Here is a 26,323-nt window from a genome sequence, read left to right as displayed (position 1 = left end):
ACCACCCACTCAACCTTGATTGAGCCGCAGAGCCGAACCCATCTGCCGCCGGAAAGACCCGCCATGTCCTCTCTTACCCACTTCGACGCCCAAGGCCAGGCCCATATGGTGGACGTCGGTGCCAAGCCCAGCACCCACCGCATTGCCGTGGCCGAAGGCCGCATCACCATGAAACCCGAGACCCTGGCCATTGTGCAGGCCGGCACGGCCAAAAAAGGCGACGTGCTGGGCGTGGCCCGCATCGCCGCCATCATGGCCGCAAAAAAAACCAGCGACCTCATCCCGCTGTGCCACCCCCTGGCCCTGACCCGCGTCGCCGTGGAGTTTGAGCTGGAGCCGGAATCCAATTCCATTCTCTGCACCGCCACCGTTGAGCTAAAAGGCCAGACCGGAGTGGAAATGGAAGCCCTGACCGCCGTACAGGTCGGATTGCTGACGATCTACGATATGTGCAAGGCGGTGGATAAGGGGATGGTGATGGAGGGAGTTAGGGTGCTGGAGAAGCGAGGGGGGAAGTCGGGGAACTGGTCGCTATAAGGGGCCGCTATGTACCGTAGCTCGTTGATAGCTCTCAATATTTGAAAGATAAGGGTTTGAGGCCAATTTTGCTTGAAATGCCTGCTTGAGCGCTATGTTTGTTCGATGGAGGGAGGTCGGGTTTCGTCCCGCCATGCCGAACTAATTTCTGGTGTATTGACCCAGCAGAGCCTGCACAGGTCAGGCCGCTAATGCACATGCCTCAGCGGGAGTTCTCATGTTCAGCGCCTGGTGCGGGCGCCGATGGTTGTAGAAGTGGCTCCAGTCTCCCATCAGGCGACTGGCATGCTGCAGCCATTCGAACCGGAGCCGATGCACGCATTGCTCCTTGAGCATACGAATCACCCGCTCGACCAAGCCATTCTGCTCGGGGCTGTGCGGCGTGATGAGTTCCTGACGCAGGCCATAGCCTCTGACCAGGGCCGTGAAGCTGCGGCTGGTGAAGACCAGCCCATTGTCCGAGCGCAGTAGGAACGGCGCTGGCACACGCCCGAGTGTCCCGAACTGTGCAATCAGCGCCTGCTCCAGTGCTGACTCCGCCGTCTTGGATCTCCCGCTGCGCGACAGGTGCCAGTCCAGCAGTTCCCGGCTGTGGCAATCGATCACCGGGCCATCGTGGTCCAGCCATCACCTCCGACCCAGACCCGGCACATGTCGGTGGCCCAGCGTTCATTCGGCGTCTTGGCCACCGAGGGCATTGATTGGATCCTGGGCCTGGAGCCTACCGGGCGCTTTTGCACCTGCCAGCCTTTTATCTGGAAGATGCGCTGCATCGTGTTCTTGTTGAACCCCAGCAGATGCGCCACCGTTCGATAGCCGAAGGATGAGTTCTCCTCGATCATGGCCTTGATCAGTGCCTCCAATCGATCCTGCAACTTAGCGCAGTCTTGACTGGGCGGTAGTACACGGTGCGCCTGGGCACATCAAACCAGCGACACAGCTTGGAGATCGAGACGGTAATGCCATCGGCCTGCAGTCCCTGGCGGATCGTCTCGATAACTTCTCGTCCTTGCGCAGCAGGGACTGCAATTTTTTCTTGCGCGCAGCTCCAGCATCGCTTCGCCGTAGGCCTCCTGGAGTTCCTTCAGCTGGCGCTCATACTGCTCGCGCAAGTCCTGCGGGTTGGCTCAGGGCATTCTCCACCCCTTTACGGCCGTCCTTCACCCAGCTCTCGATCTCCGAGGGCGCTAAGACTGGCTAACATCACTTCGTCATAGCCCCTCGCAGAGCAGTTATGCTTGCGGCCCTCATGGCAAGACGACCCGTTAGCAAAGAACTGTGGCGACAGCTACAACCCCTGATCCCAGCCTTCGTGCCTTCTGCCAAGGGCGGTGCGCGCAAGCTCGCGGTCAGCGACGAAGCCGCCCTCAACGGCATCCTGTTCGTGCTGCAAACAGGCATTCCATGGGAGGACCTTCCCCAATCTCTTGGGTACGGCAGCGGCATGACTTGCTGGCGGCGCCTGCGAGACTGGAATGCCGCTGGTATCTGGAAGCAGTTGCACCAGGCCATGCTGATGCGCTTGCGTGAACACGACCAGATCGATTGGAGCCGGGCCAGCATCGATAGCTCCTCGGTACCAAGCCCCCGGGGGGCCAGGAAACGGGCCCCAACCCCACGGACAGAGGCAAGCTCGGCTCCAAACGACACATCGTCGTAGATGCCAGAGGCATCCCGCTGGTGATCTTGGTCAGCGGCGCGAACCGGCACGACTCTAAGATGTTCGAGAGGTGCGTGGACGCGATTCCTGCGATTGCAGGCTTGTCAGGGCGTCCCCGTAAAAGACCAGCCAAGCTGCACGCCGACAAAGGCTACGACTTCAAGCGATGCCGAACCCACCTGAGGCAGCGGGGCATCATCGGCCGGATTGCCAGACGAGGCGTTGATAGCAGCCAGCGGCTAGGCAAGCACCGCTGGGTGGTGGAGAGGACGCACAGCTGGTTTGCAGGCTTTGGCAAGCTGCGATCATCTGCGCACGCTTCGTGGATAGGTGGTGTTAGCCCGTCTAAAACTGGATAACGCATTTTATCTATGCAATCTCCTTAGCGCAAGAATTTATAAGAATAACAATAAAAATTAATGTGAACTATTCGATACCTTCATTGATTAAATTTTAAATTATTATAATAATTTGAATATTCTTTTGGAAGAAATATTCTTCCCCTCTTTCTCCATAACTCAAACATCTCATAATTATTTTTTTCTTTATAAAATTTTGTTATAAAATATATATATTTAGGGACAATATAATACGATGAGAAATTTTCCATCCTTTTAATTACGTCCTCATTTATATCAGCATCTTCCCTAAAAGCCATTAATTCAATATGCTCTTTAATTAAGTCTGCATACATGATGTATCTCGGCTCCTGATTTTTTGATTTATATATTCTATTGGCGTATAACTTTTGTTCTAAAAGAGAAACCTCCAATGTCTTCATCTCATAAAAAGCCTGAAGAGAAAAAGACCAAAAAATCAGTGTCAGAATTCGAATCAAATTCGGATTGATATAGAATACTTTATTTTTTTTTGACAACCCAATAATAATTGCAAAAATAGAAAGGAAGTTCTGATAATAAAGCGGATATTCAAAAATGGCGTGTATAAGAACCGGAAATGATGCAATATACAAGAAATTTCTATCTTTGAATGAAAAATTCTCTTTGACAAATATAAAAATAAAAATAAAAATCGCCACCGACAGAATAATTCCAATAGGAATACCAAACCATATAAATAAATCAATAAATAAATTATGCGATTGAGTGACGAACGTATTTTCCAAATATGGGAATGTGTCCAAGTTATAAAAACTAGCCAATCCAAATCTATTGAATCCGTAGCCTGTACTCAAATTTTTTCCCACTTGGCTTAATGCCATCCTCCATATTTCAAAGCGCCCATTTGAAAAATTTGATGAAATTAGTGATCTTTCCTCCAAAGAAAACAAAAAAGGAATAGAAAATTTTGAAAAAAAGATAATTATCAAAGCAGATGGAAGCGCTACACTAATAGGATTAGCTCTAAATTTTTCTTGTCCTAATAAAAATATGGACACCAGAAACAATGAGAGCATGGCCACTCGAGAGGCCGTCAGATACACCCCAAGAGAAAATATAAAAATCAATAACGAAAGTATTTTTCCATTAATTTTTTTTTGAGAAAAATTCACCAATGAAACTATAATAGAAACAACATACAAAGTTCCGAGTAAATTAGGCTGCCCTATATTCGCATACGCTCTATTATCATTTTCATCCAAGTAATTTATGATCAACTGATAATCAACCCACCATCCAGTTATTTGATAAATCTGGAGCAAAAAAGACACAAGAGAAATAAATATCAGAGATACAGAAAAAATATAATATAAGCTATCATCTTCATTATTAATACAATATATACTTAAAAAAATAGCAGCCAATAAATAAAGCAACCCATAAAAATTAAATGCAAAGAAATAATTTCTTTCAAGGAAAAGATCAAAAACAATAGCTATACAGAAGAAAAATAAAATTATTGAAAAATGATTTATCGCTATCCTTTTATAGAAGATAAGTGCAATTGAGGAAATAATTGCCACGCATATCGCAGAGGCAGACTGATGAAATTCAGGCCAAAAAGAGTATTTACCGGGCAATAAAAAAGCACCCAATAAAAAAATAACAAAAAAAGTTTTTATTGCAACCTGTAAATATTTCATAAACAAAAAAAGAGTGCTTACGCACTCTTTTATGGGCTAGTGTTTATTAGCGGCAAGCAGCTGGAAGATGCTTCGTCACAATCGTAGTCTGTGTAGTGTCGTTACACTTCCAATCCAAAGACCCATTGTTAACAACTGGAACAAGTCCCAATTTTTTAGATTCCAGGCCTTTGGCTACCCCTGTAGATTGCATTGTCGCTGTAATAATACCACTGGTACCGACATCAACTTGAGCGACATACTTACCTTTAATATCGGTGTTTGTTGCTATTCCAGCAGATGCATTTGAGGTTGGCATCACGCCATTATTTGAATAATATTCGGAAACAGCAGCTTTCTGACCACTAGCCAAGCTAAATGCTTCCGACACCTGTGCACGGGCCGTGTAATCCTGATAAGCAGGCAGAGCCACAGCAGCCAGAATACCGATGATCGCGACAACGATCATCAGTTCGATCAGGGTGAAACCCTTTTGAATGGAACGCTTCATTTCAAACTCCCTAGTTGGATGAGACCTAAGGTATCAAGCAAGCTGCATGCCAACAATTTGACAGAGGCAGAGCCTGCAACAGACGACACGTTTGGCAACACGAACGCGAGTTTGAGTAACAATTTTGGCGATCCAATCGCAAGCGGTGACAAATTTGTCAGACGCCTAACACCCGTCAAGCCGGTCTGTCACTCCACGACAAAGCGCATGGTGCTGCCCGCCAGGTCCACCGTGTCACCATTGAGCAGCGGCACAGACAGAGGGCCCACGACCTGACCATTGAGCTTGAGGTCTTCGCTTGCGCCCTCCAGTTGGGTGAGCACAAAGCCATGAGGTTTTTGGGTGATGGAGGCGATGGCTACACCAGGCTTGCCCAGAGTGGTGACGACCTTGAAAAGAGGTATTTCCCTGCCGGCCAGGCTGCCGGTGAGCATGCGGATCACGGCGTGGCGCTCAGGCAGCGCGGCGAGCGAGCCCTGGATGGTGGAGCTGAAGCTGGAGATTTCACCAAACCCGGAGGGGCTGGCAAGCTTGGCGTAGCCGCTGTCTGCCTCTTCGGAAATATGCGCCAACGCCTTTTTGCTGCTCTGGGCAGACGACGGGGCACTCGAATCGGCAATCACGGCATCGAGAAAGCGGATCTTATAGCGGCCAATGTCCAGCAGGTCGCCGTTGAGTAGGCCCTGCTTCTGGATGGCACGACCGTTGACATAGGTGCCGTTGGTGCTGCGCAGGTCTTCAATGCTGACCTTGCCGCCAGAGATGGTGAGCACGGCATGCTCGCCGCTGACCGCCAGATTCTCGATCACGATGTCGTTGTAAGGACGACGACCCAAAGTCGTGCGCTCCTTGGTGAGCTGTACTTCCTTGATGACTGCGCCGTCGATTGAGATGACCAAAGTCGGCATGCTCGAAGCTCCTGAGGAAACGCCAAGTCCTGCTTGGCTGCACTGGCTAGGACCACTCCCACTTGAGTGTGTGATTCAGCGCTCGATCATCAATCGTAACTGGATGAAACGCGCTCGCATGCAGCATCTTATTTCACTAATTCGATGAAGCCAGCTAACCGATTGAAATTTTCAACCTGGCTGCCATTCACCTGCAACATCTTGGGAAGCACTTCGGCAATCTATCGAGTCGCCACATAAAAAAACCCACGCTGATTGGAGCGCGGGCTTTTTGCAAATCTTTGCAAAGTGGCGGCAGCCACCTGTCCGTGATTTAGAACGGGATGTCGTCATCCATGTCGTCAAACCCCGAAGCTGCGCGCTGGGGAGGAGGAGCCATGGGTGCAGGAGCAGAACGCTGCTGCATGGGTGCCGGTGCGGGGCGCTGCTGCATCGGAGCGGGAGCCTGACGGCGGGGTGCTTCGTAGCTGCTTTCGCCATAGCCATCATCGCTGCCATAGCCGCCTTGCTGCTGGCCACCACCCTGGCGGCTGCCCAGCATCTGCATGGCGTCAGCACGGATTTCGGTGGCGTAGCGTTCCTGGCCGGAGGCCTGGTCGGTCCACTTGCGGGTGCGCAGGCTGCCTTCCACATAGACCTGGCTGCCCTTGCGCAGGTACTGACCCACGATTTCGGCCAGTTTGCCGTTGAAGACCACGCGGTGCCATTCGGTGGCTTCGCGGTTCTCGCCGGTGTTCTTGTCGCGCCAGCGGTCTGTGGTGGCGATGGTCACATTGGCCACCTGATCGCCGCTGGGGAAGGTGCGCATTTCAGGGTCACGACCCAGATTGCCGACGATGATGACTTTGTTGACGGATGCCATAGAGATACCTTTTCAAAAAGTGGCCCGGGTAGTCAAGAAAGGTCCCGAACCAATGAGCCTCGTATTCTGCCCCAAGCCAGCCATGAAGAGCACGGGATTGCCCTATATCCCATCACGGCGATACATGGTGCCCCAGCAGGAAAGGGGCCACTGCACACGAACAGCCGAGCAAGGGCAGCCCCGCTGCGAGGGCTGCATCCCCCTCCGCGAGCAGAGAGGGGGAAGGCGGGGCCGCCTAGGCGCACAGCGCCTCAGAGGGTGTTGGTCTAAGTCAGTGGCGCCCCACAGGGCGCAGCGGCCAGGTCACGACCAGCCACAGGGCAACCAGCACAGCCGTCATGATGAACAAGCCCGGCACGCCCGCAAATTTGGCGACTGCACCACCGACAGCGCCGCCGGCAAACAGCCCCAGTGACTGCAGCGTGTTATAGGCCCCCAAGGCCGCACCGCGCAGCGGCGCCGGCGCCATGCGCGAGACCAGACTTGGCTGGGTGGCCTCAAGAGCATTGAAGCCGCAGAAAAACAGAAACATCAGCAGCGCCATGCACCAGACCGTAGGAATAGTGCCGCTGGCGGCCAACATGCCCAGACCGATCTGCACGACCAGTACCAGACCGATGGCCCCCAGCAAGGCTGTGCGCAGCCTGCCCTTGCGCTCCATGGAGAACAGCAGGCCCATGGCCACAAAGGACAGCAGCACGGCCGGCAGATAGATATGCCAGTGCTGCTCCTTGGCCAGACCGGCCTGCACCAGCATGGCCGGCACGGCCACCCACATGGACATCTGCACGGTATGCAGAATGAAGACGCCAAAATTCAGGCGCAGCAGATCGGACTGGCCCAGCAGCTCGCTGAACCGGCCCTTGGGCGCATCGGCATGCTGCCTGGGCTCGGGCGGCACCACCCACAGCACCACGGCAATGCCGGCCAGCGCCAGCGCGCAGGTCAGGCCGAAGATGCCGGACAGCCCGATCCAGGCGTTGAGCAGCGGCGCCAGCACCAGCGCCAGCGCAAACATCAGCCCAATGCTGCCGCCCACCAGGGCCATGGCCTTGGTACGCACGCCATCGCGCGTCAGATCGGCCAGCAAGGCCGTGACCGCGGCAGACACGGCGCCTGCGCCCTGAATGGCACGTCCGGCCATCAGACCGGTCAGCGAATCGGCCATGGCCGCAATCAGGCTGCCCGCCGCAAACACCAGCAGGCCGGCGACGATGACACGCTTGCGGCCGATACGGTCGGAAGCCAGGCCGATGGGCAGCTGGAACAGGGCCTGGGTCAGGCCATACAGACCCATGGCCAGGCCGATCATGGCCGGGTCGTCACCGCCCGGGTATTTGCGTGCCTCCAGCATGAAGACGGGCAGCACCAGGAACAGGCCCAGCATGCGCAGCGCAAAGATCAGCGCCAGGGCGCCGCTGGAGCGGCGTTCCTGGGAGGTCATGGTGGTGGAGGATTTGTCCGTGCCCTGCGTGCCCGCGCTGGGGGAGGTAATGATTTTTTTCACGCTCAGATTTTGCCAAGAGTCAAAGTCTTATGCCCAGGTTAACTAAATCACTGCCGGGCAAAAGAGAGGAAATAAAACCGTAGATTGTCCGTGAACCTGGATCATCTAGTCACGCACAAGCCCGTCTGACTATCATGGAGAGTTTTCCCCGTCTGGAGCGCCCGTGTCCCTGAAGCCTGATTCGCCCTCTGAAGTCCACGATGACAGCCTCTATCTGGGCCGTTCTCTGGCGCAGACACGCATCGCCATTCGCGGTGCACGCACGCACAACCTCAAGAACATCGACCTGGACATTCCCCGCAACCAGCTGGTGGTGATCACCGGCCTTTCGGGCTCGGGCAAGTCCAGCCTGGCCTTCGATACCTTGTACGCCGAAGGCCAGCGTCGTTATGTGGAGAGCCTCTCGGCCTATGCACGCCAGTTTCTGGGCCGCCTGGACAAACCCGACGTTGATCTGATCGAGGGCCTGTCGCCTGCCATTTCCATCGAGCAAAAGGCCACCAGCCACAACCCGCGCTCCACCGTGGGCACAGTGACCGAGATCAACGACTATCTGCGCCTGCTCTACGCCCGTGCCGGTACACCGTTCTGCCCCGACCACAATCTGCCGCTGCAGGCCCAGACCATCAGCCAGATGGTGGACAGCGTGCTGCAGCTGCCCGAAGACACCAAGCTGATGATCCTCGGCCCCCTGGCGCGCGAGAAAAAGGGCGAGTTCGCCGAGCTTTTCGTGCAGCTGCAGGCCCAGGGCTATGTGCGCTTTCGCGTCGACGGGCAGATCTATGACGCCCAGTCCCTGCCCAAGCTGGAGAAGAACGAGCGCCACAACATCGACGTGGTGATAGACCGCGTCAAGGTGCGCGAAGATATCAAGCAGCGCCTGGCAGAAAGCTTCGAGGCAGCCTTGCGCGCCGGCGGTGCCGATGCCGGCGGCCGCGTCATCGCGCTGGAGATGGACGGCGGCAAGGAGCATCTGTTCAGCGCCAAGTTCGCCTGCCCGCTCTGCGACTACTCCCTGCCCGAGCTGGAGCCGCGCCTGTTTTCCTTCAACTCGCCCATGGGAGCCTGCCAGGCCTGCGACGGCCTGGGCAACAGCGAAGCCTTCGACCCCGACCGCGTCGTGCCCTTCCCGTCGCTGAGTCTGGCCAGCGGCGCCATCAAGGGCTGGGACAAGCGCAACAACTACTACTTCTCCATGCTGGAGAGCGTGGCCAAACACTATGGCGTGAGCACCGAGACGGCATTCGAGGAACTGCCCGAGAAAGTACGCAACGTGATTCTCTTTGGCTCGGGCGACGAGTCCATGGAATTCAACTATGTTTTCGAGAGCGGCGAACGCAAGGGCGAAGCCTTCATCAAGTCGCACCCGTTCGAGGGCATCATCCCCAACATTCAGCGCCGCTTTCGCGAGACCGAATCCCAGGTGGTACGCGACGACCTGGCCAAGCTGCGCAGCGTTCGCAAATGCCCCGAATGTGAAGGCACGCGCCTGCGCCGAGAAGCACGCTTTGTACGCGTGGGCGATGGCGAGCAGGCCCGCTCCATCTATGAAGTCAGCCATGCCACGCTGGCCGATGCACTGGGCTGGTTCAAGCAGCTGAGCATGGCCGGAGCCAAGGCCGAGATTGCGGACAAGATCGTGCGCGAGATCGCCTCGCGCCTGCTCTTCCTCAACGATGTAGGCCTGTCCTACCTGAGCCTGGACCGCAGCGCCGACACGCTCTCGGGTGGCGAAGCCCAGCGCATTCGCCTGGCGTCCCAGATCGGCTCGGGCCTGACGGGCGTGATGTATGTGCTGGACGAGCCCTCCATCGGGCTGCACCAGCGCGACAACGACAAGCTGATTGCGACACTCGAGCATCTGCGCGATATCGGCAACAGCGTGATCGTGGTCGAGCATGACGAAGACATGATGCGCGCAGCCGACCAGATCATCGACATGGGCCCGGGCGCCGGCGTGCATGGCGGTCGCATCATGGCCCAGGGCAGCTACGAAGACATCAAGGCCAGCCCCGATTCGCCCACAGGCCGCTACCTGAGCGGCGTGCAAAGCATCCCCGTGCCCAGGCAGCGCACCGCCTGGCTGCCCGTGCTGCGCAAGGAAAGTGAAGCCGAGGCCGCCCAGAGCACATCGCGCTTTCCCGTTACTGCCGCCAAGAAGCGGGAATCTGCGAGCAAGGCGCGCACCGACCTTCAGGCGCTGACCGTGCAAGGCGCGCGCGGCCACAACCTCAGGAATGTGACGGTGGACTTCCCCGTCGGCCTGTTCACCTGCGTGACCGGCGTCTCCGGCTCGGGCAAGTCCACCCTGGTCAACGACACGCTGTATGCCGAAGCGGCACGCCAGATACACCGCGCAGGCACCGAGCCGGCGGCGCATGACGATATCGCTGGCATCGACTATTTCGACAAGGTCATCAACGTCGACCAGTCACCCATCGGCCGCACGCCGCGCAGCAACCCGGCAACCTATACCGGCCTGTTCACGCCGATCCGCGAGCTGATGGCAGAAACCAATACCGCCAAGGAGCGCGGCTACGGCCCCGGGCGTTTCTCGTTCAACGTCTCGGGCGGCCGTTGCGAAGCCTGCCAGGGCGACGGCGTGGTCAAGGTGGAAATGCATTTTCTACCCGATGTCTACGTGCCCTGCGACCTCTGCCACGGCCAGCGCTACAACCGCGAGACGCTGGAAGTGCAGTGGAAGGGCAGGAACATCTCGCAGATTCTGGAGATGACGGTCGAAGACGCTCATGCCTTCTTCAAGGACGTGCCCAGCATTGCGCGCAAGCTGCAGACCCTGCTGGACGTGGGCCTGTCCTATATCCGCCTGGGCCAGAGCGCGACCACGCTGTCGGGCGGCGAGGCCCAGCGCGTCAAACTCGCGCAGGAACTGTCCAAGCGCGACACCGGCCGCACGCTCTACATCCTCGACGAACCCACCACGGGCCTGCACTTTGCCGACATCGCCCTGCTTCTGAAAGTGCTGCATCAGCTGCGCGATGCGGGCAACACCATCGTCGTGATCGAGCACAACCTCGACGTCATCAAGACCGCCGACTGGCTGATCGACATGGGCCCCGAGGGCGGCTCGGGCGGTGGCCAGGTCGTGGCCCAGGGCACACCCGAAGACATCGCAGCCAACCCGGCCAGCGTGACGGGCCGCTACCTCAAGCCCTATCTGGACAAGGCTCCCGCAAAATCCAGAGCCAAATCGACCACAAGCCAGGACTGACCAAACGCAGCCAGCCATGCAGGACCATGACCGGCGACACAGAGGAGAGAAGCAATGCAGAAAGATGTCTGGGATTTCGTCATCGTGGGCGCGGGCATGGCCGGAGCCTCCGCCGCCTGGCAATTGGCGCAGTCGGGTGGCGAAACTCCGCCTTCCGTCCTGGTGCTGGAGCGCGAATCCCAGCCCGGCTATCACACCACCGGCCGCTCGGCCGCACTGTTTGAAGAGCATTACGGTCCTGCCCAGGTACAGGCCCTGACCCGCGCCAGCCGCGCCTTCTACGATGCGCCGCCGGCCGGATTTGCCGAAGCCCCCATCCTCACGCCGCGCGGCGTGCTCTATGTGGGCACGGCCGATCAGCGGGATCTGGTGGATGCCGCCTACTCCGAGGCCCAGATTCACTCCCCGGATGCCCAGCGCCTGAGCGCCGCACAGCTCAAGGCGCTGGTTCCCGTGCTCGACACCGAGGTGCTGGTGGACGGCTTTCTCGATACTGGTGCGCGCGACATCGACGTGCACGGTCTGCACCAGGGCTATATCCGCGGCCTGCGCCAGCGCGGCGGCGACCTGTGGTGCAACGCCGAGGTCCAGGCCATCACCCGGGTCAACGACTGCTGGCATATCGCCCTGCCCCAGGGACTGAGCCTTCGTGCCAAGGTCATCGTCAACGCCGCCGGGGCCTGGGTGGATGTCGTGGCCGCCATGGTGGGCGCGGCTCCCATCGGCATCACGCCCAAGCGCCGCAGTGCCTTCACCTTCCCTGTCCCCGAAGGCTTGGACGCCACGCACTGGCCCGCCATCATCAGCGCCGATGAAAACTGGTACATCAAGCCCGACGCCGGCCAGCTGCTGGGCTCGCCGGCCAATGCAGACCCCGTGGCACCGCACGACGTGGTGCCCGAAGAGTTAGACATTGCCACCGGCATCTATCACATAGAGGAAGCCACCACGCTGGAAATCCGCCGCCCCTCGCATACCTGGGCCGGTCTGCGCAGCTTTGTCGCCGATGGCGAGCTGGTGATCGGCTGGGATGCCTCACCCACGCCCGTGCCGGGCTTTTTCTGGGTCGCCGCCCAAGGCGGCTATGGCATCCAGAGCGCCGCTGGCTACAGCCTGCTGGCGCGCAATCTGCTGCTTGGGGAAACGCTGGATGCGGCGCTGGCCGCGCAGCAGGTGAATGTGGGGGCGGTGTCGCCTGCGCGTTGTCAGCTGGCGCCCCAGAATTGAGAGCTGGTTGCGCTTTTTAGGACTGCGCTTGATGCCGATTTGATTCAATTATTACGGCTTGCTTGATTGGCACTCAGAGGGCGGGGCTCGACCCGCCAGCCGACCTACTTTCTGGCGTGCCAGAAAGTAGGCACAGAGCCGGCCCCTACTGCCCACGTCCCTCCGCTACGCTGCGGGCAACCTGCGTGGGCACAAGGGGCAATACCGGATAGCTTCTTTGAGAATTGATAGCTGCTACCGCAATCTAGATAAGCGTCGGAAGCCAATTTCTTCACATTGCCTTGAGTTCACCCGCCGAGGCGAAACCCGGCCCCTGCCAACAAATCAAGCACGACACCGAAAAAACGCAAAAACAAAAACGGCCTGCGCCCCAAAGACACAAGCCGTTTCCCAACCGAGGCGACCTCAGGCCGCCGCCAGTCAAAGTCAGATCAGTTCTCGATATGCGCGAACTGAACAATCTTTGCGTACTTGGCAATCTCGGTGTTGATGTACTTGCCGGCATCCACCTTGGGATCGGCCACCACATTGCCGGTCTCTTCCATCTTCTTGCGAAACTCGGGCGAAGCCATGGTTTCTTCCAGCGCCTTCTTTAGCTTGGCGGCGATGGGAGCGGGCAGGCCCTTGGGGGCCATCAGTGCAAACCAGCTGTTGATGTCCACGTTCTTGAACTGGGGCAGTTCGGACAGGGCAGGAATATCGGGGGTGATGGCCGAGCGCTTGGCTTCGGTCGTACCCAGGGCCACGACCTTGCCGGCCTTGATATGGGGCAGGCCCGAGGACAGCACGAACACGCCGAACTCGATGTTGTTGCCCACCAAGTCGGTGGTCAGCGGAGCCACGCCCTTGTACGGAACATGGGTCATCTGCAGCTTGCCCTGCTCCTTGACCAGCTCGCCAGCCAGGTGCAGCGCCGTACCCACGCCGGAGCTGCCGTAGCTGAACTTGTCGGGGTTCTTGGACACCAGGCTCACGAACTCGGCCGCGTTCTTCACGCCGGCCTTATGCGATGCGACCAGCACCATGGGCTGGGACCCCACCAGACCGATGGGAGTGAAGTCGCCGATGTTGTACTTCACGGCCTTGTTGATGAGCCTGGCGATGGCCAGCTCATTGTTGGCGCCCACCATGATGGTGTAACCGTCGGCAGGGGCCTTGGCCACCTTCTGCGCACCGATGGCGCCACCAGCACCGCCCAGGTTTTCCACCACCACGGGCTGGCCCAGGTGCTTGGCCAGGCCGTCGGCCACCAGACGACCGACCAGGTCGGTGCTGCCGCCGGCCGGGTAGCCCACAACCATGGTGATGGCCTTGCTGGGATAGTTGTCGGCGGCGATGGCAGGCACTGCCACGGCAGCGCCCAGCAGCAGGCCCGCGGCGATGGCGGTACGGCGGAGGATGTTTGTGTTCTGCATGAAACTATTCCGAATCTGTATGAGGCAATTGTCCGAATACGGAGAAAACCTTTCGGTGCCGATCTGGCACATTTCCGTGCCATTTCAGCACATCAATGCGTTTTTGAGCAAATCGAGAGAGAGCAATGTCGCCAGGAGTCCGATACCCACTGTTGTTTTTCCAGCTTCAAGTCTGGCCGCAGGCAAAAAAGGAGTGACTGCTCATTTACTGGCCAGTGATATCGGTCCAGAACTGCTCCGCAGCGGTGCTCAAACGGCGTTTGGGCCGATAAAGCCGCACATCGAAATGCACGTCCAGGCTGCCGTCCCCGGCCAGCGCCAGACGACCGTCCTGGCAGTCGCGCTGCACCATGGACCAGGGCATCCATGCCACGCCCAGCCCCTTGAGCACGTACTCGTAATTGGCATCCGCCGAATCGCATTCGATGCAGCGGCGCAGACGCGGCCACAGCGGATGGCTGGCCAGGTGGTCTTCAGCCAGTCGCCCCAGCGCCATGCTGTGCGAGAAGGCCAGATAAGGCACAGGACTGGCACCGGGCAGCAGAGCCTGCGCCAGTGCAAACAAGGGCTTGCCTTCGGCATCGGCACGCGCCACGGGCACCAGTTTGTCGCTCATCACCGTCAGATAGCTGAACTGACGGCCATCCAGCCGCACGGCAATGGCCGCATGGTGATAGAGCAGGGCAAAACTGACCTCGCCGCGCTGCAGCATGTGCACGGTTTCGTCGAGTGTGCGGGTAACGATGCGCATCTGCGCTGTCTGCAGCACGCTGCCGTAGCGTGCCAGCCAGTCGGCCACGATGGTGCGCGCCAGGGTACGCCCCGTGGCCAGCGTGATCACATGGGCCTGCCGGCCGGCCACGGCCTGCAACTCGTCATGCGACTGGGCCAGTGTGCGCACCATCTGCTCGGCGGTGTCGCGAAAGGCTTCGCCGGCCGGGGTGAGACGAACCGGCCCGCCACCTGCTTCGATCAGCGGCGTTCCAGCCCATTCCTCCAGCGCACGGATGCGCCGGCCGAAGGCCGGATGGGTGACATGGCGCAGCTCTGCCGCACGGGTGAAGCTGCGCTCCTGAGCCAGAAGCAGGAAGTCTTCCAGCCATTTGCTTTGCATGGCCAGAGCCTACCCTGGCTCAGCTCTGGGCTGCAGCCTGCAGCGTGGCGCGCGTAGCGATGGCGGCTTCGCGTGCAGCCTTGGCAAAGTCATCGCCCTGCCCTGCGTACAGAATGGCGCGCGAGGAGTTGATGATGATGGGTCCGCCGCCGATGCGGGCCGCCTTGACGGTTGCCACGGCATCGCCCCCCTGTGCACCCACGCCGGGAATCAGCAGCGGCAAGGTGGGGGCCACGGCACGCACGCGCTCGATCTCGTTGGGACGGGTCGCACCCACCACCAGGCCCAGCTGGCCGTTGGTGTTCCAGGGGCCCTGGGCCAGCTTGGCCACATGCTCGAACATATGGGGGTTGCCAGGCACATCGGCCAGGACCTGGGCCTGCAGATCGTCACCGCCGGGGTTGGAGGTACGGCACAGCAAAAAAGCTCCCTTGCCCTCGTACTTGAGATAGGGCGTGATGGAATCGAACCCCATGAAGGGCGAGAGCGTCACGGCGTCGGCACCATAGCGCTCGAAGGCTTCCTTGGCGTATTGCTCGGCAGTGGAGCCGATATCGCCACGCTTGGCATCCAGAATCACGGGCACATGGGGTGCCACGCGGCGCATGTGCTCCATCAGCTTTTCGAGCTGGTCCTCGGCGCGGTGGGCTGCAAAGTAGGCGATCTGGGGCTTGAAGCTGTTGACCAGATCATGGGTGGCATCGACGATGGCTGCGCAGAAGTCGTAGATCTTGGACGCATCGCCCTGCATGGCGCCAGGAAAACGGCTGGGTTCAGGGTCCAGACCCACGCACAGCATGGAGTCATTGCGCGTGGACGCGTCGCGCAGCATGTCGATAAAAGTCATAAAGCGTGATTTTAATTGTTCGCCCCTTCCAAGCCTTGCCACAGGTTTTGCAGCAAGGCGTCAAACCAGGCACACACCAGCAGAGAGACAGCGAGCAAGGGCCTGGGCGGCCCCGCCGCCCGCAGCGAGGCTGTCGCCCCCCTCCCATAGCGCGCAGCGCGTAGAGAGAGGGGGAAGGCGCGAAGCGCCACAGGGGGAGAAAGTCATTCCGGGGGAGATAATCCACCCCCATGCCTTCGTTCACGCCCAAACAGCTCGTTCTTCTCGTCTTGCTCACCATCGTCTGGGGCCTGAACTGGCCGGTGATGAAACTCGGCGTGCAGCATTTCCCGCCCCTGAGCTTTCGCATGGTCAGCATGTGGATAGGCCTGCCCATTCTGGCCCTCTTTGTCGTCGGCAGGGGCTTGCCGCTGACCATACCGCGCAGCTACTGGGGCCAGTTGGCCAAGCTCACGCTGTTCAATATGGTGCTCTGGCACTGCCTGATCATCATCGCCATCCCCACACTGTCCAGCGGGCGTGCGGCGATTCTGGGCTACACCATGCCCATCTTCTCGGCCGTGTTCGGCAGCCTGTTCTTCAAGGACCGGCTGGGCGCGCGCGCCTGGGCAGGCGTGGGAGCGGCCTTCGCCGGCGTGCTGCTGCTGCTGTGGCATGAGGTTGGCGCTCTGGGCAGCAAGCCCCTGGGCGTGATGCTGATGCTGATCGCCGCCGCCGGCTGGGCCTGGGGCACGCAGCTGCTGCGCCGCACCGAGGCGCCGGTGCCGCTGATGACGCTGTCGCTGTGGATGGTGGCCATCACCACCGTGGTGCTGACTCTGCTGGCCTTTGTTTTCGAGCGCCAGCAATGGCATGTGCCCGACCAGAGCGCTCTGGCTGCGATCGCTTTCAATGGTGTGCTAGTGCTGGGCTTTGCCCAGGCCGTGTGGTTCTATCTGGCTCGCAGCCTGCCGCCCGTGGCCTCCACGCTGAGCGTGATGATGATTCCGGTGCTGGGCGTTTTTGTGGGCGCCTGGTGGCTGGGCGAGGTCTTGCACTGGCAGGACTGGACTGCTGTCTGCCTGATGGTGGTGGCAATTGCCTCGGTGCTCTGGCCTGCCAAAAACAGCCGTTAATTCGCGGGCAGCTGCGTCTTGCACACGGTGTAGCGTAGCTCCGCCATGCCCGCGCCCATCTGCTGTACGGACTGCAGCTGCAGCACAGGGCTCAGCACGCGGCGCGGAAACAAAGGCTTGCCACGGCCCAGAGTGGCCGAGCCAACCTGCACAATCACCTCATCGAGCAGCCCCGCGTCATGGAACTGACCCGCCAGATCACCGCCGCCCACGATCCAGATGTTCTTGTCACCGGCTGCAGCTCTCATGCTTGCCAGCACGGGCCGCACATCGCCGCTGACAAAGCGCACATCGGCTCCCTCTATCAACGGCAGCTGACGGCTGGAAAACACCCAGGCAGGCTGCGCATAAGGCCAGGCCGCGCCGGTCTCCTTCTTCACCGCATCGGCATTGCGGACCATCCACTCGTAGGTGGATGAGCCCATGGCCAGCGCGCCGACCTGCGCAATAAAGCCCGGATAGCTGGACTGCGTCAGGCTGCCCAACGGAAACAGCCAGTCCAGTGAGTCGTCTTCGGTGGCGAGAAATCCGTCCAGGCTGGAGGCGGTGTAGTACTGGGTTTTCATGATGGGCTGTAGTTTGCCTTGAAGGCGCTGGCCCGGTCGGTTACAGACCTGCTATGGAGAAAAATCTATCTCGATAGCATCCAGCATCCGCCGTTCAGGCGCTACAGCACCGAAAGGCCCCCTACTGTGCAGGCGCCAGGTTCCGCGCCGTGGCCAGCATGGTGGCGCACAGCAGCTCCCGGCCCGCCTTGCGAGAAAACACATCCGCCCTGGCAACCGTCAGCAGCTTGCTGGTCTGGATGACCCGGCCACGGGCCAGCAATGTCTCGCCATCGGCAGGAGCCAGGTATTTGATGCTGCAGTCGATCGTGGCATTGCGCCAGCCGGTCGGCAGCAGTGTCCCTGCGGCCGATACGGCGGCGAAGTCCGCGATGGCAAAGACCGGCGTTGCCTGCAACTGTCCGGGTCTGAAGCTCAGGCTTTCCTGGTATGGCAGGCAGAGATCGACCTCGCCTGGCTCCATGCGCTCAAAGCGCAGCTTCAGCATTTGCGCCACCGGCATGGAAAGCACCAGGGCCTGTACGTCACGGGCGAAATTCTCGTTCTGTGGTGTCATCACTTCCTCCTGCTCCGACCGGATAAACCGGCCTCGTCACTGCCGCGCGCACGAACACGCGGAAATCCTGACTTCGAGGCTGGCTGCGGCTCGCGCTCGCCAAACCATGCGATATGTGAAACCAGGTGCTTGCGCAGTGCGCGCCGCTGGGCAATCTCCGCATCCAGTTCGGCAATGCGCTCCTCAAGCCTGGCAATCATCTGGGCCGCCGTCAGCGTCTTGCGACGATAGGCCGGCAGCACTTCGGCGATCTGCGCCAGGGAGAAGCCACATTGCCGCGACATGGCGATGAATCGCAGCTCGCGGATCACGCTGTCATCGAACTCGCGGTAGCCGGAGGGGCGCCGGGCGGCGGCAATCAGGCCCAGACTCTCATAGTGGCGAATGGCGTGCACGGACACACCCGACAGGCTGGCAAGTTCCGATATCTGCATGGCAACAAGGCTAACAAGCCTGGGGTTACACGAAGGTTGGAGGCCATGTTCACACAGTTTGTCATCCGCGCTGCAGCCAAAAAAACGCACCGTGAAAGCACGGTGCGTTTTTTGGGGAAAGACTTCCGGGGCAATCAGGCCGCGGCGACTTCCTTCTTGGCAGAGCGTGCCTGCATGAGCTTGCCCAGTCCGACCACCAGCACGGCGCCCGCTGCAGCAGCGGCATAGTGCAGCCAGGGGTGAGCCATGGTGTAGCCATGCAGCAGGTTGTCGTTGACGATGGTCTCGCCGCCCACCCAGCCGATCAGCGCCGCGCCCAGCGTGACGATGACGGGGAAGCGTTCCATGAGCTTGATCATCAGCGTGGAGCCGAAAATCACCAGGGGAATGGAGATGGCCAGACCCAGGATCAGCAGCACCATATTGCCCTGGGCGGTAGCGGCCACGGCAATCACGTTGTCCAAGCTCATCACCAAGTCGGCAATCAGGATGGTGCGGATGGCGGTCATCATGGAGCCATGGCCCTTGGATTCGCCCTCGCCGTCTTCGTCGCCAGTCAGCAGCTGATAGCCGATCCACAGCAGCAGGCAGCCGCCCACGACTTGCAGGAAGGAGAGTTCGAGCAGCTTGGCAGCGACCACGGTCAGCACGATACGCAGCACCACGGCGGCGCCGGAGCCGAACATGATGGCTTTCTTTTGCTGTTCAGGGGGGAGGGAGCGCGCGGCCAGCGCGATGACCACGGCGTTGTCGCCGGAGAGGATGATGTTGATCCAGATGATCTTCACCAGGCCGATCCAGAAATCGGCGCTATTGAGCATTTCCATGTTGACTCCACTGTTTTGAATATGAAAGCGCCGCATTGCGCGGCGCTTTCTTTTAAGAGTGGAGGCAGTGTAGGGCGCGAAGCCCACCTTGCCAGTTCGTAATACTGCGTAAATTCAACGCGGTATCACGAACTTTTGCACGGGCTTACTTCTTCAGCAGGCCTTGCAGCAGGCGACCCATCTCGGAAGGGTTGCGGGTGATGGTGAAGCCGCACTCTTCCATGATGGCCAGCTTGGCGTCAGCCGTGTCGGCACCGCCGGAGATCAGGGCACCTGCGTGGCCCATGCGCTTGCCGGGAGGCGCAGTCACGCCGGCGATGAAGCCGACGATAGGCTTCTTCATGTTGGCCTTGCACCACTGGGCAGCTTCGGCTTCATCGGGACCGCCGATTTCACCGATCATGATCACGGCATCGGTGTCGGGATCGTCGTTGAAAGCGCGCATCACGTCGATGTGCTTCAGGCCGTTGATGGGGTCGCCACCGATACCGACGGCGGAGGACTGGCCAATGCCCAGTTCGCTCAGCTGAGCCACGGCTTCGTAAGTCAGCGTACCGGAACGGGACACCACGCCCACGCGGCCCTTCTTGTGGATGTGACCGGGCATGATGCCGATCTTGATTTCGTCAGGCGTGATCAGACCGGGGCAGTTGGGGCCCAGCAGCAGAGTCTTCTTGCCGCCAGCAGCTTCCTTGGCCTTCATCTTGTTGCGCACTTCCAGCATGTCGCGAACGGGGATGCCTTCGGTGATGCAGATGGCCAGGTCCAGATCGGCTTCAACCGCTTCCCAGATGGCAGCAGCAGCACCTGCGGGAGGCACATAGATCACGGACACGGTAGCGCCGGTTTCCTTGGCGGCGTCCTTGACGGAACCAAAGATTGGGATGTCGAAAATCTTTTCGCCAGCCTTCTTGGGGTTCACGCCTGCCACGAAGCAGTTTTTGCCGTTCGCGTATTCCTGGCACTTTTCAGTGTGGAACTGACCGGTCTTGCCAGTAATGCCCTGGGTGATGACCTTGGTGTCTTTGTTGATAAAGATCGACATGTTTCTATCTCCGGGGCGTATTACTTAACGGCAGCAACGATCTTGGTCGCTGCTTCAGCCATGGTGTCAGCAGCGATGATGGGCAGACCGGAATCCTTGAGGATTTGCTTGCCCAGCTCTTCGTTGGTGCCCTTCATGCGCACGACCAGAGGCACGGACAGGTTCACGGCCTTGCAGGCTGTGACCACGCCGTTGGCGATGGTGTCGCACTTCATGATGCCGCCGAAGATATTGACCAGAATGCCCTTGACTTCGGGGTTCTTGAGCATGATCTTGAAGGCTTCGGTCACCTTCTCGGCCGTAGCGCCACCGCCCACGTCCAGGAAGTTGGCAGGTTCGCCGCCGAACAGCTTGATGGTGTCCATGGTGGCCATGGCCAGACCGGCGCCGTTCACCAGGCAGCCGATGTTGCCATCCAGGGAGATGTAGGCCAGATCGAACTTGGATGCTTCGATTTCGGCAGCGTCTTCTTCGTCCAGATCGCGGAAGGCCACGATTTCGGGGTGACGGAACAGCGCGTTGGGGTCGAAGTTGAACTTGGCGTCCAGGGCCATCAGGTCGCCCTTGGAGTCGCAGTTCAGGGGGTTGATTTCCACCAGCGACGCGTCGGTGTCCATGTAGCACTTGTAGATCTTGGCGAACAGATCCACGGCCTGGTCCACGGACTTGCCTTCCAGACCGATGGCAGCCGCCACCTTGCGCGATTGCGCTTCGGTGATGCCGGTCAGGGGGTCGATCATCTCGGTGATGATCTTTTCGGGAGTGGAGTGAGCCACTTCCTCGATGTCCATGCCGCCTTCGCTGGAAGCGATCAGGGCAACCTTCTGTGTGGCGCGGTCAGTCACCAGCGACACATACAGCTCGTTCTTGATGTCGGCGCCGTCTTCGATATACAGGCGGCGAACCTTCTGGCCTTCGGGGCCGGTCTGGTGAGTCACCAGCTGCATGCCCAGGATCTGCTCGGACAGCTTTTGCACGTCCTCGATGGACTTGGCAACCTTCACGCCGCCGCCCTTGCCGCGGCCGCCAGCGTGAATCTGGGCCTTCACCACCCACACGGGTCCACCCAGCTTCTGGGCTGCTTCAACAGCCTCTTGCACGGTAAACGCAGGAATGCCACGGGGAACGGGCACACCAAATTGGCGCAAGATTTCCTTGCCTTGGTATTCATGAATCTTCATGACTTTGTCTCTCTGAACTGAGGGGAAATACCCGCTTGCCACCGACTCGGGGGAGCCTGGCCATCGGGTTCATATGACATGGCGAGCAGGAATGTACCATGCTGCACCGCGCAAAACGACACCTGAACATGCGCAAAATCCACAATTTCGCGCAACTTTGTCGTGTTCCGGAAACAGCTGCAATGCCTTGAATTCTTTAGGGAAATTATTCCTACACGATATCTTTTCTTCCCGCAACTTTCTTATGTCTTATATACGAGTTAAAGGCATTGAGGCAGCGGCTGGCAATGTGCTGACAACTGCGAATAGCTGCTACGTCTACTGGGCCATTCGCGCAAGACTTGCCTCAGAACGTGATTGCGATCTCTACGCAGCCGCGTTGGAGCGCAATCGGGATGAGTTCGAAGCGATGGCTCGCCGCTTGCACCGCGGTGCAAGCAAGAGTCAGCGCACAGAAATCGCCCGATTTCGCTCCAACCCTCCGGGACAGTGTCTTTGCGGGCAGTCTGCGGCGTTGCGAATCCTCGCAATAGCACGGCTATTGCTGCGGTATCGCGCCTTGCATCCCATCCCGCAAAGCCTCTGTCGCGGCACGAGGAGATCTCAACCACGTTCTCAAAGACAGGCAATGCACATCCCTGACGAGATTCAAGGACAATCACCGCTCGGAAAGCGGCAATGGTGCCGCAGGCAGCGGCATATAAACCAAGAAATGCGCGCGCCGGTGCAGGAGAAAATGCAATGGCAAAAGTCTTTATTGACGGAGAAGCAGGAACCACGGGTCTGCAGATCCGTGATCGTCTGGTCGATTTTGCAGGTGTGGAGCTGGTCAGCATCGACCCCGCACTGCGCAAGGACCCGGCCGCCAAACGCGCTCTGATTGCCGGTGTGGATCTGGTCATCCTCTGCCTGCACGACGATGCCGCCCGTGAAACGGCAGCCATGGTGGACTCCATCACCGCAGAAACCGGCCGCGCCATCAAGATCATCGACGCCTCCACCGCCCACCGCACGGCCGCAGGCTGGGTCTACGGCTTCCCCGAACTGCGCGTCGGCCAGCTCGACGCCGTGAAGAGCGCCACCCGGGTCTCCAACCCCGGCTGCTACGCCACTGGCGCCATCGCCCTGCTGGCACCGCTGGTGGCTGCCGGCCTGATTCCCGCCGACTACCCCGTGAGCCTGCCTTCCGTGTCCGGCTACACCGGCGGCGGCCGCACCATGATCGAGGCCTATGAAGGCGGCGATGCTGCACCTTACGAAGCCTACGCTCTGGGCCTGTCGCACAAGCACATTCCCGAAATCCTGCACTACACCGGCATGACCCGCCGCCCCGTGTTCATCCCCGCCGTGAGCAACTTTGCCCAGGGCATGCTGGTGCAGCTGCCGCTGCACCTGGATCTGCTGCCCGGCGCGCCCAAGGCCTCCGACCTGCACGACGCGCTGGCCAGCCATTACGCCCAGACCAACACCAGCGCCAACTGGGTCAGCGTGCTGCCGCCCACGGACGACAACAAGCTGGCCGCCGACACCCTGGCCAATACCAACAAGCTGGAGCTGCGCGTGTTTGCCAACGAGCAATATCGCCAGGCCGTGCTGATCGCACGTCTGGACAATCTGGGCAAGGGTGCCAGCGGTGCCGCCGTGCAGAACCTGCAGCTCATGCTGGGCCTGTAATCGCGGGCTCGGTCGGCGCTCCCACTCGCTACGGTTGCGATAGCTGCAGGCGCTTGCCCGACGGGCACTGACGCCTGCATGCGCTCCACATCCGCTGATGCCCGCCTCGGCGGGCATTTCTAATGCGCCTGCCCGCAGCCGAACTCCTGTGGCGGCAGGGCTGCCGCCCGAGTCCGGATTCCAGTACCCCGGATGCCATGAGCCGGCTTGGTTTATCCTTGCCGACTCTAAGAGCGTGCTTACGATCTCCTCGCGCCGCGACAGAGGCTTTGCGGGATGGGATGCAAGGCGTGATACCGCAGCAATAGCCGCGCTATTGCGAGGATTCGCAACGTCGCAGACCGCCCGCGAAGCCCCTGTCCCGAAGGGTTGGAGCGCAATCGGGCGATTTCTGTGCGCTGACTCTTGCTTGCACCCCGGTGCAAGCGGCGAGCCATCGCTTCGAACTCATCCCGATTGCGCTCCAACGCGGCTGCGTAGAGATCGTAACCACGCTCTAAGATTTCAGGTTTCCTGCCAGCCATTGCGGTCCGGCGCCGCAGCGGCGGCGTTGCCGTTCGTGGCGACGGCAGCTTTTGCAAAGGTTTCCCTCAGATGACTCGCAAGGCATCAGGCGCGCCGGGCCAGGATGGCCACGACCACCTGCAACGCAACCTCACCAACCGCCACATACAGCTGATCGCCATCGGCGGCGCCATAGGCACGGGCCTGTTCATGGGCTCGGGCAAGACAATCAGCCTGGCCGGGCCGTCCATCGTCTTTGTGTACATGGCCATCGGCATCATGCTGTTCTTCGTGATGCGGGCCATGGGCGAGCTGCTGCTGTCCAATCTGCAGTACCGCTCCTTCATCGATTTCTCTGCCGATCTGCTGGGCCCCTGGGCGGGCTTTTTCACGGGCTGGACCTACTGGTTCTGCTGGATCGTCACCGGCATCGCAGATGTGATTGCCATCACCGGCTACGCGCAATTCTGGTTCCCCGACATCCCGCAGTGGCTGCCTGCGATTGCCTGCGTGCTGCTGCTGCTGGGCCTGAACCTGCTGACGGTGAAGCTGTTCGGCGAGACCGAGTTCTGGTTCGCCATGATCAAGATCGTGGCCATCGTGACGCTGATCGGCGTGGGCCTGTGGATGGTGTTCTCGGGCTTTGTATCGCCTGCGGGCCGTCAGGCTGCGCTGGCCAATCTCTGGAATGACGGCGGCATGTTCCCCAACGGCCTGATGGGCTTTTTCGCGGGCTTCCAGATTGCGGTGTTCGCCTTTGTCGGCATCGAACTGGTGGGCACCACCGCCGCCGAGGCCAAGGATCCGGAGCGCACGCTGCCGCGCGCCATCAACTCGATTCCCGTGCGCATCATCGTCTTCTACGTGCTGGCGCTGGTGGCCATCATGACCGTCACACCCTGGCGCGACGTGGTGCCGGGCAAGAGCCCGTTTGTGGAACTGTTCGTGCTGGCCGGTCTGCCCGCCGCCGCCGGCATCATCAACTTCGTGGTGCTGACCTCGGCCGCCTCCTCGGCCAACAGCGGAGTGTTCTCCACCAGCCGCATGCTCTACGGCCTGTCGCTCAAGGGCGATGCGCCCAAGTCCTTCGGCACCCTGTCCTCGCGCAGCGTGCCTTCGCGCGGCCTCATGTTTTCGTGCATCTGTCTGCTGGCAGGCGCTTTCCTGATGTGGATGATTCCCGATCTGATGGAAGCCTTCACCCTGGTGACCACGGTATCGGCCATTCTGTTCATGTTTGTCTGGTCGCTGATTCTGCTGTCCTACATCGCCTACCGCCGCCAGCGTGCAGCGCTGCACCTGGCCTCCCGCTTCAGGATGCCCGGCGGCGTTCCCATGTGCGTGGCCTGCCTGGCCTTCTTCGCGGGTATTCTGGTGCTGCTCACGCTCAAGGACGATACGCGCCAGGCGCTGATCGTCACCCCGCTGTGGTTTGTGCTGCTGGGCGTGGCCTACCAGTTCGTGCGCAAGCGCGCTGCAGCCGGCGTGGTGGCCATTCAGTAAGCTCGGCGCACAATGCGCGGCATTCTTGTTTTGGATAGCAGCTGACGCTTTCCCAGCATGGAATTTCAGGTGTTTCACCTGAAATTCCTTATCTGACGGGCGCAAGCAGCTATTGTTTTGATAACCCGGCCGGTCCCATGTCCCAGAATCCCAACCTTCAGCACCGCGCCACCCTGATAGGCCTGCTGGCCGTGCTCTGCTGGAGCTGCACCGTGGGTCTGATGCGCGCCGTGGCCGAGCCGCTGGGCGCGGTCGGCGGCGCAGCCTGCCTCTACACCATGGCCGCGCTGTGCATCGCCGTGGCGCGCGGACGCAAGGGCTGGCGCGAGCTGGCCCGCTGGCGCAGCATGCATCCGGCCTATCTCTGGGGCTGCGGCCTGCTGTTTGTGGTCTACGAGATCTGCCTGTCCGTGGCCGTGGGCCTGGCTCACGATCGTAACCAGGCCATGGAGATCGGGCTCATCAACTACCTCTGGCCCAGCCTCACCATCGTGCTGGCCGTGCTGTGCGGCCAGCAGGCGGCACGCTGGTGGCTGTGGCCCGGCGTACTGATCTGCCTGTGGGGCCTGGCGCGCGTGCTGGGCGGCGAAAGCTTCAGCCTGCCGGTCATGTGGAGCCATGTGCTGGGCAACCCGCTGGCCTATGGCATGGGTTTTGCCGCCGCCCTGCTCTGGCCGGCCTATTCGCTGCTGGCGCGCCGCCACGGTGCGGGCTTCAACGCCGTGGGCCTGTTCGTGACCTGGACTGCCCTGGCGCTGTGGCTCAAATGGCTGATGCTGGGCGACGCACAGCCCATGCACTGGACCTGGCTCACCGCCGGCCAGGTTCTTCTGGTCGGCGCGCTCACGGCACTGGGCTACAGCTGCTGGGAGCACGGCATCCAGCATGGCAAGCTGGCCCTGCTGGCAGCGGCGTCCTACTTCACGCCCGTGCTCTCGGCGCTGATGGCCAGCGCCCTGCTGCAGGTGCTGCCGGGCTGGAGCTTCTGGCAGGGCGTGGCCCTGGTCACGCTGGGCTCGCTGATCTGCTGGTGGGCGACGCGCAGCAGCCGGGATTAGGCCGGCACCGCGCCCGC

Annotated in this window: 23 protein-coding genes and 2 pseudogenes; 8 read left to right on the top strand and 17 right to left on the bottom strand. The window is 59.9% G+C overall.

Features of this window, described 5'->3' with window-relative positions; all coding sequences use genetic code 11:
- The first annotated feature begins 63 nt into the window (after positions 1-63).
- Positions 64-537: a cyclic pyranopterin monophosphate synthase MoaC gene (gene moaC / locus CTATCC11996_RS01435; RefSeq protein ID WP_003072208.1), complete on the top strand. Its 474-nt coding sequence runs from the start codon at positions 64-66 to the stop codon at positions 535-537.
- Between the two features lie 180 nt (positions 538-717).
- Here moaC and CTATCC11996_RS26040 read toward each other — a convergent pair whose 3' ends face one another.
- The 3 genes and pseudogenes from CTATCC11996_RS26040 to CTATCC11996_RS26030 form a co-directional block, all read right to left on the bottom strand.
- Positions 718-1,143, bottom strand: coding sequence for an integrase core domain-containing protein (locus CTATCC11996_RS26040; protein WP_236597890.1), 426 nt, complete (start codon positions 1,141-1,143; stop codon positions 718-720).
- Positions 1,140-1,379: a hypothetical protein gene (locus tag CTATCC11996_RS26035; protein WP_238532392.1), complete on the bottom strand. Its 240-nt coding sequence runs from the start codon at positions 1,377-1,379 to the stop codon at positions 1,140-1,142. Before CTATCC11996_RS26035 ends, CTATCC11996_RS26040 begins: the two co-directional genes overlap by 4 nt.
- A 157-nt stretch (positions 1,380-1,536) precedes the next feature.
- Positions 1,537-1,728, bottom strand: a pseudogene (locus tag CTATCC11996_RS26030) (DUF1153 domain-containing protein); the annotation flags it as partial.
- Positions 1,729-1,786: 58 nt separating this feature from the next.
- Here CTATCC11996_RS26030 and CTATCC11996_RS24725 point away from each other — a divergent pair.
- A pseudogene (locus CTATCC11996_RS24725) lies at positions 1,787-2,537 on the top strand (IS5 family transposase).
- 99 nt (positions 2,538-2,636) lie between these two features.
- Here CTATCC11996_RS24725 and CTATCC11996_RS24720 read toward each other — a convergent pair.
- The 5 genes from CTATCC11996_RS24720 to CTATCC11996_RS01400 all read right to left on the bottom strand — a co-directional run bounded on the left by CTATCC11996_RS24720 (position 2,637) and on the right by CTATCC11996_RS01400 (position 7,945).
- Positions 2,637-4,241, bottom strand: coding sequence for an O-antigen ligase family protein (locus CTATCC11996_RS24720; protein WP_080569820.1), 1,605 nt, complete (start codon positions 4,239-4,241; stop codon positions 2,637-2,639).
- Positions 4,242-4,287: 46 nt separating this feature from the next.
- On the bottom strand, positions 4,288-4,731 hold the full coding sequence (locus CTATCC11996_RS01415; RefSeq protein ID WP_003072199.1) for a pilin: 444 nt from the start codon (positions 4,729-4,731) through the stop codon (positions 4,288-4,290).
- 188 nt (positions 4,732-4,919) lie between these two features.
- Positions 4,920-5,639, bottom strand: a complete 720-nt coding sequence (locus CTATCC11996_RS01410; RefSeq protein ID WP_003072198.1) for an FHA domain-containing protein — start codon at positions 5,637-5,639, stop codon at positions 4,920-4,922.
- Between the two features lie 313 nt (positions 5,640-5,952).
- Positions 5,953-6,501, bottom strand: coding sequence for a single-stranded DNA-binding protein (ssb, locus tag CTATCC11996_RS01405; protein WP_003072196.1), 549 nt, complete (start codon positions 6,499-6,501; stop codon positions 5,953-5,955).
- Between the two features lie 271 nt (positions 6,502-6,772).
- On the bottom strand, positions 6,773-7,945 hold the full coding sequence (locus CTATCC11996_RS01400) for an MFS transporter (protein WP_003072194.1): 1,173 nt from the start codon (positions 7,943-7,945) through the stop codon (positions 6,773-6,775).
- A gap of 226 nt (positions 7,946-8,171) precedes the next feature.
- On the opposite strand from CTATCC11996_RS01400, the gene uvrA reads away from it, so the two are divergent.
- Positions 8,172-11,240, top strand: coding sequence for an excinuclease ABC subunit UvrA (gene uvrA, locus CTATCC11996_RS01395; RefSeq protein ID WP_003072191.1), 3,069 nt, complete (start codon positions 8,172-8,174; stop codon positions 11,238-11,240).
- A 54-nt stretch (positions 11,241-11,294) separates the two neighbouring features.
- Positions 11,295-12,467 (top strand): NAD(P)/FAD-dependent oxidoreductase, encoded by a 1,173-nt coding sequence (locus CTATCC11996_RS01390; RefSeq protein WP_003072189.1) that lies wholly within the window; start codon positions 11,295-11,297, stop codon positions 12,465-12,467.
- A 431-nt stretch (positions 12,468-12,898) separates the two neighbouring features.
- Here the strand turns inward: CTATCC11996_RS01390 and CTATCC11996_RS01385 are convergent, their stop codons facing one another.
- The 3 genes from CTATCC11996_RS01385 to pyrF form a co-directional block, all read right to left on the bottom strand.
- The gene (locus CTATCC11996_RS01385; RefSeq protein ID WP_003072187.1) at positions 12,899-13,882 is read right to left on the bottom strand and encodes a Bug family tripartite tricarboxylate transporter substrate binding protein; all 984 of its coding nucleotides are present in this window, start codon (positions 13,880-13,882) and stop codon (positions 12,899-12,901) included.
- A gap of 205 nt (positions 13,883-14,087) precedes the next feature.
- Positions 14,088-14,996 (bottom strand): LysR family transcriptional regulator, encoded by a 909-nt coding sequence (locus CTATCC11996_RS01380; protein WP_003072185.1) that lies wholly within the window; start codon positions 14,994-14,996, stop codon positions 14,088-14,090.
- A 19-nt stretch (positions 14,997-15,015) separates the two neighbouring features.
- Positions 15,016-15,843, bottom strand: a complete 828-nt coding sequence (gene pyrF / locus CTATCC11996_RS01375; RefSeq protein WP_003072183.1) for an orotidine-5'-phosphate decarboxylase — start codon at positions 15,841-15,843, stop codon at positions 15,016-15,018.
- A 230-nt stretch (positions 15,844-16,073) separates the two neighbouring features.
- Here pyrF and CTATCC11996_RS01370 point away from each other — a divergent pair, with 230 nt between their 5' ends.
- The gene (locus CTATCC11996_RS01370) at positions 16,074-16,958 is read left to right on the top strand and encodes a DMT family transporter (RefSeq protein WP_034347935.1); all 885 of its coding nucleotides are present in this window, start codon (positions 16,074-16,076) and stop codon (positions 16,956-16,958) included.
- Here the strand turns inward: CTATCC11996_RS01370 and CTATCC11996_RS01365 are convergent.
- From CTATCC11996_RS01365 to sucC, 6 genes are all read right to left on the bottom strand, one after another.
- A complete protein-coding gene (locus CTATCC11996_RS01365) occupies positions 16,955-17,524 on the bottom strand; it encodes a dihydrofolate reductase family protein (RefSeq protein ID WP_003072180.1) in 570 nt (189 codons plus the stop codon). The genes CTATCC11996_RS01370 and CTATCC11996_RS01365 overlap by 4 nt on opposite strands.
- 121 nt (positions 17,525-17,645) lie before the next feature.
- Positions 17,646-18,080, bottom strand: coding sequence for a PaaI family thioesterase (locus CTATCC11996_RS01360; RefSeq protein WP_003072177.1), 435 nt, complete (start codon positions 18,078-18,080; stop codon positions 17,646-17,648).
- The gene (locus tag CTATCC11996_RS01355; RefSeq protein WP_003072173.1) at positions 18,080-18,514 is read right to left on the bottom strand and encodes a MerR family transcriptional regulator; all 435 of its coding nucleotides are present in this window, start codon (positions 18,512-18,514) and stop codon (positions 18,080-18,082) included. The genes CTATCC11996_RS01360 and CTATCC11996_RS01355 overlap by 1 nt, the downstream gene beginning before the upstream one ends.
- Positions 18,515-18,648: 134 nt before the next feature.
- Complete coding sequence (locus CTATCC11996_RS01350) at positions 18,649-19,341, bottom strand: TerC family protein (protein WP_003072171.1); 693 nt, start codon at positions 19,339-19,341, stop codon at positions 18,649-18,651.
- Between the two features lie 145 nt (positions 19,342-19,486).
- Positions 19,487-20,386, bottom strand: coding sequence for a succinate--CoA ligase subunit alpha (gene sucD, locus CTATCC11996_RS01345; protein WP_003060065.1), 900 nt, complete (start codon positions 20,384-20,386; stop codon positions 19,487-19,489).
- A gap of 20 nt (positions 20,387-20,406) precedes the next feature.
- Positions 20,407-21,567: an ADP-forming succinate--CoA ligase subunit beta gene (sucC, locus tag CTATCC11996_RS01340; protein ID WP_003060063.1), complete on the bottom strand. Its 1,161-nt coding sequence runs from the start codon at positions 21,565-21,567 to the stop codon at positions 20,407-20,409.
- Between the two features lie 741 nt (positions 21,568-22,308).
- Here sucC and argC point away from each other — a divergent pair.
- The 3 genes from argC to yddG all read left to right on the top strand — a co-directional run bounded on the left by argC (position 22,309) and on the right by yddG (position 26,306).
- Positions 22,309-23,241: an N-acetyl-gamma-glutamyl-phosphate reductase gene (gene argC, locus CTATCC11996_RS01335; protein ID WP_003072168.1), complete on the top strand. Its 933-nt coding sequence runs from the start codon at positions 22,309-22,311 to the stop codon at positions 23,239-23,241.
- 594 nt (positions 23,242-23,835) lie between these two features.
- On the top strand, positions 23,836-25,248 hold the full coding sequence (cycA, locus tag CTATCC11996_RS01330; protein ID WP_003072165.1) for a D-serine/D-alanine/glycine transporter: 1,413 nt from the start codon (positions 23,836-23,838) through the stop codon (positions 25,246-25,248).
- Positions 25,249-25,385: 137 nt separating this feature from the next.
- Positions 25,386-26,306, top strand: a complete 921-nt coding sequence (yddG, locus tag CTATCC11996_RS01325; protein WP_003072164.1) for an aromatic amino acid DMT transporter YddG — start codon at positions 25,386-25,388, stop codon at positions 26,304-26,306.
- Positions 26,307-26,323 lie beyond the last annotated feature (17 nt).

This window comes from Comamonas testosteroni ATCC 11996 (assembly GCF_000241525.1).
Taxonomy (GTDB): domain Bacteria; phylum Pseudomonadota; class Gammaproteobacteria; order Burkholderiales; family Burkholderiaceae_C; genus Comamonas; species Comamonas testosteroni.
Note: the sequence above shows the minus strand (reverse complement) of the source record. Positions and strands in the feature narration are given on the sequence as shown.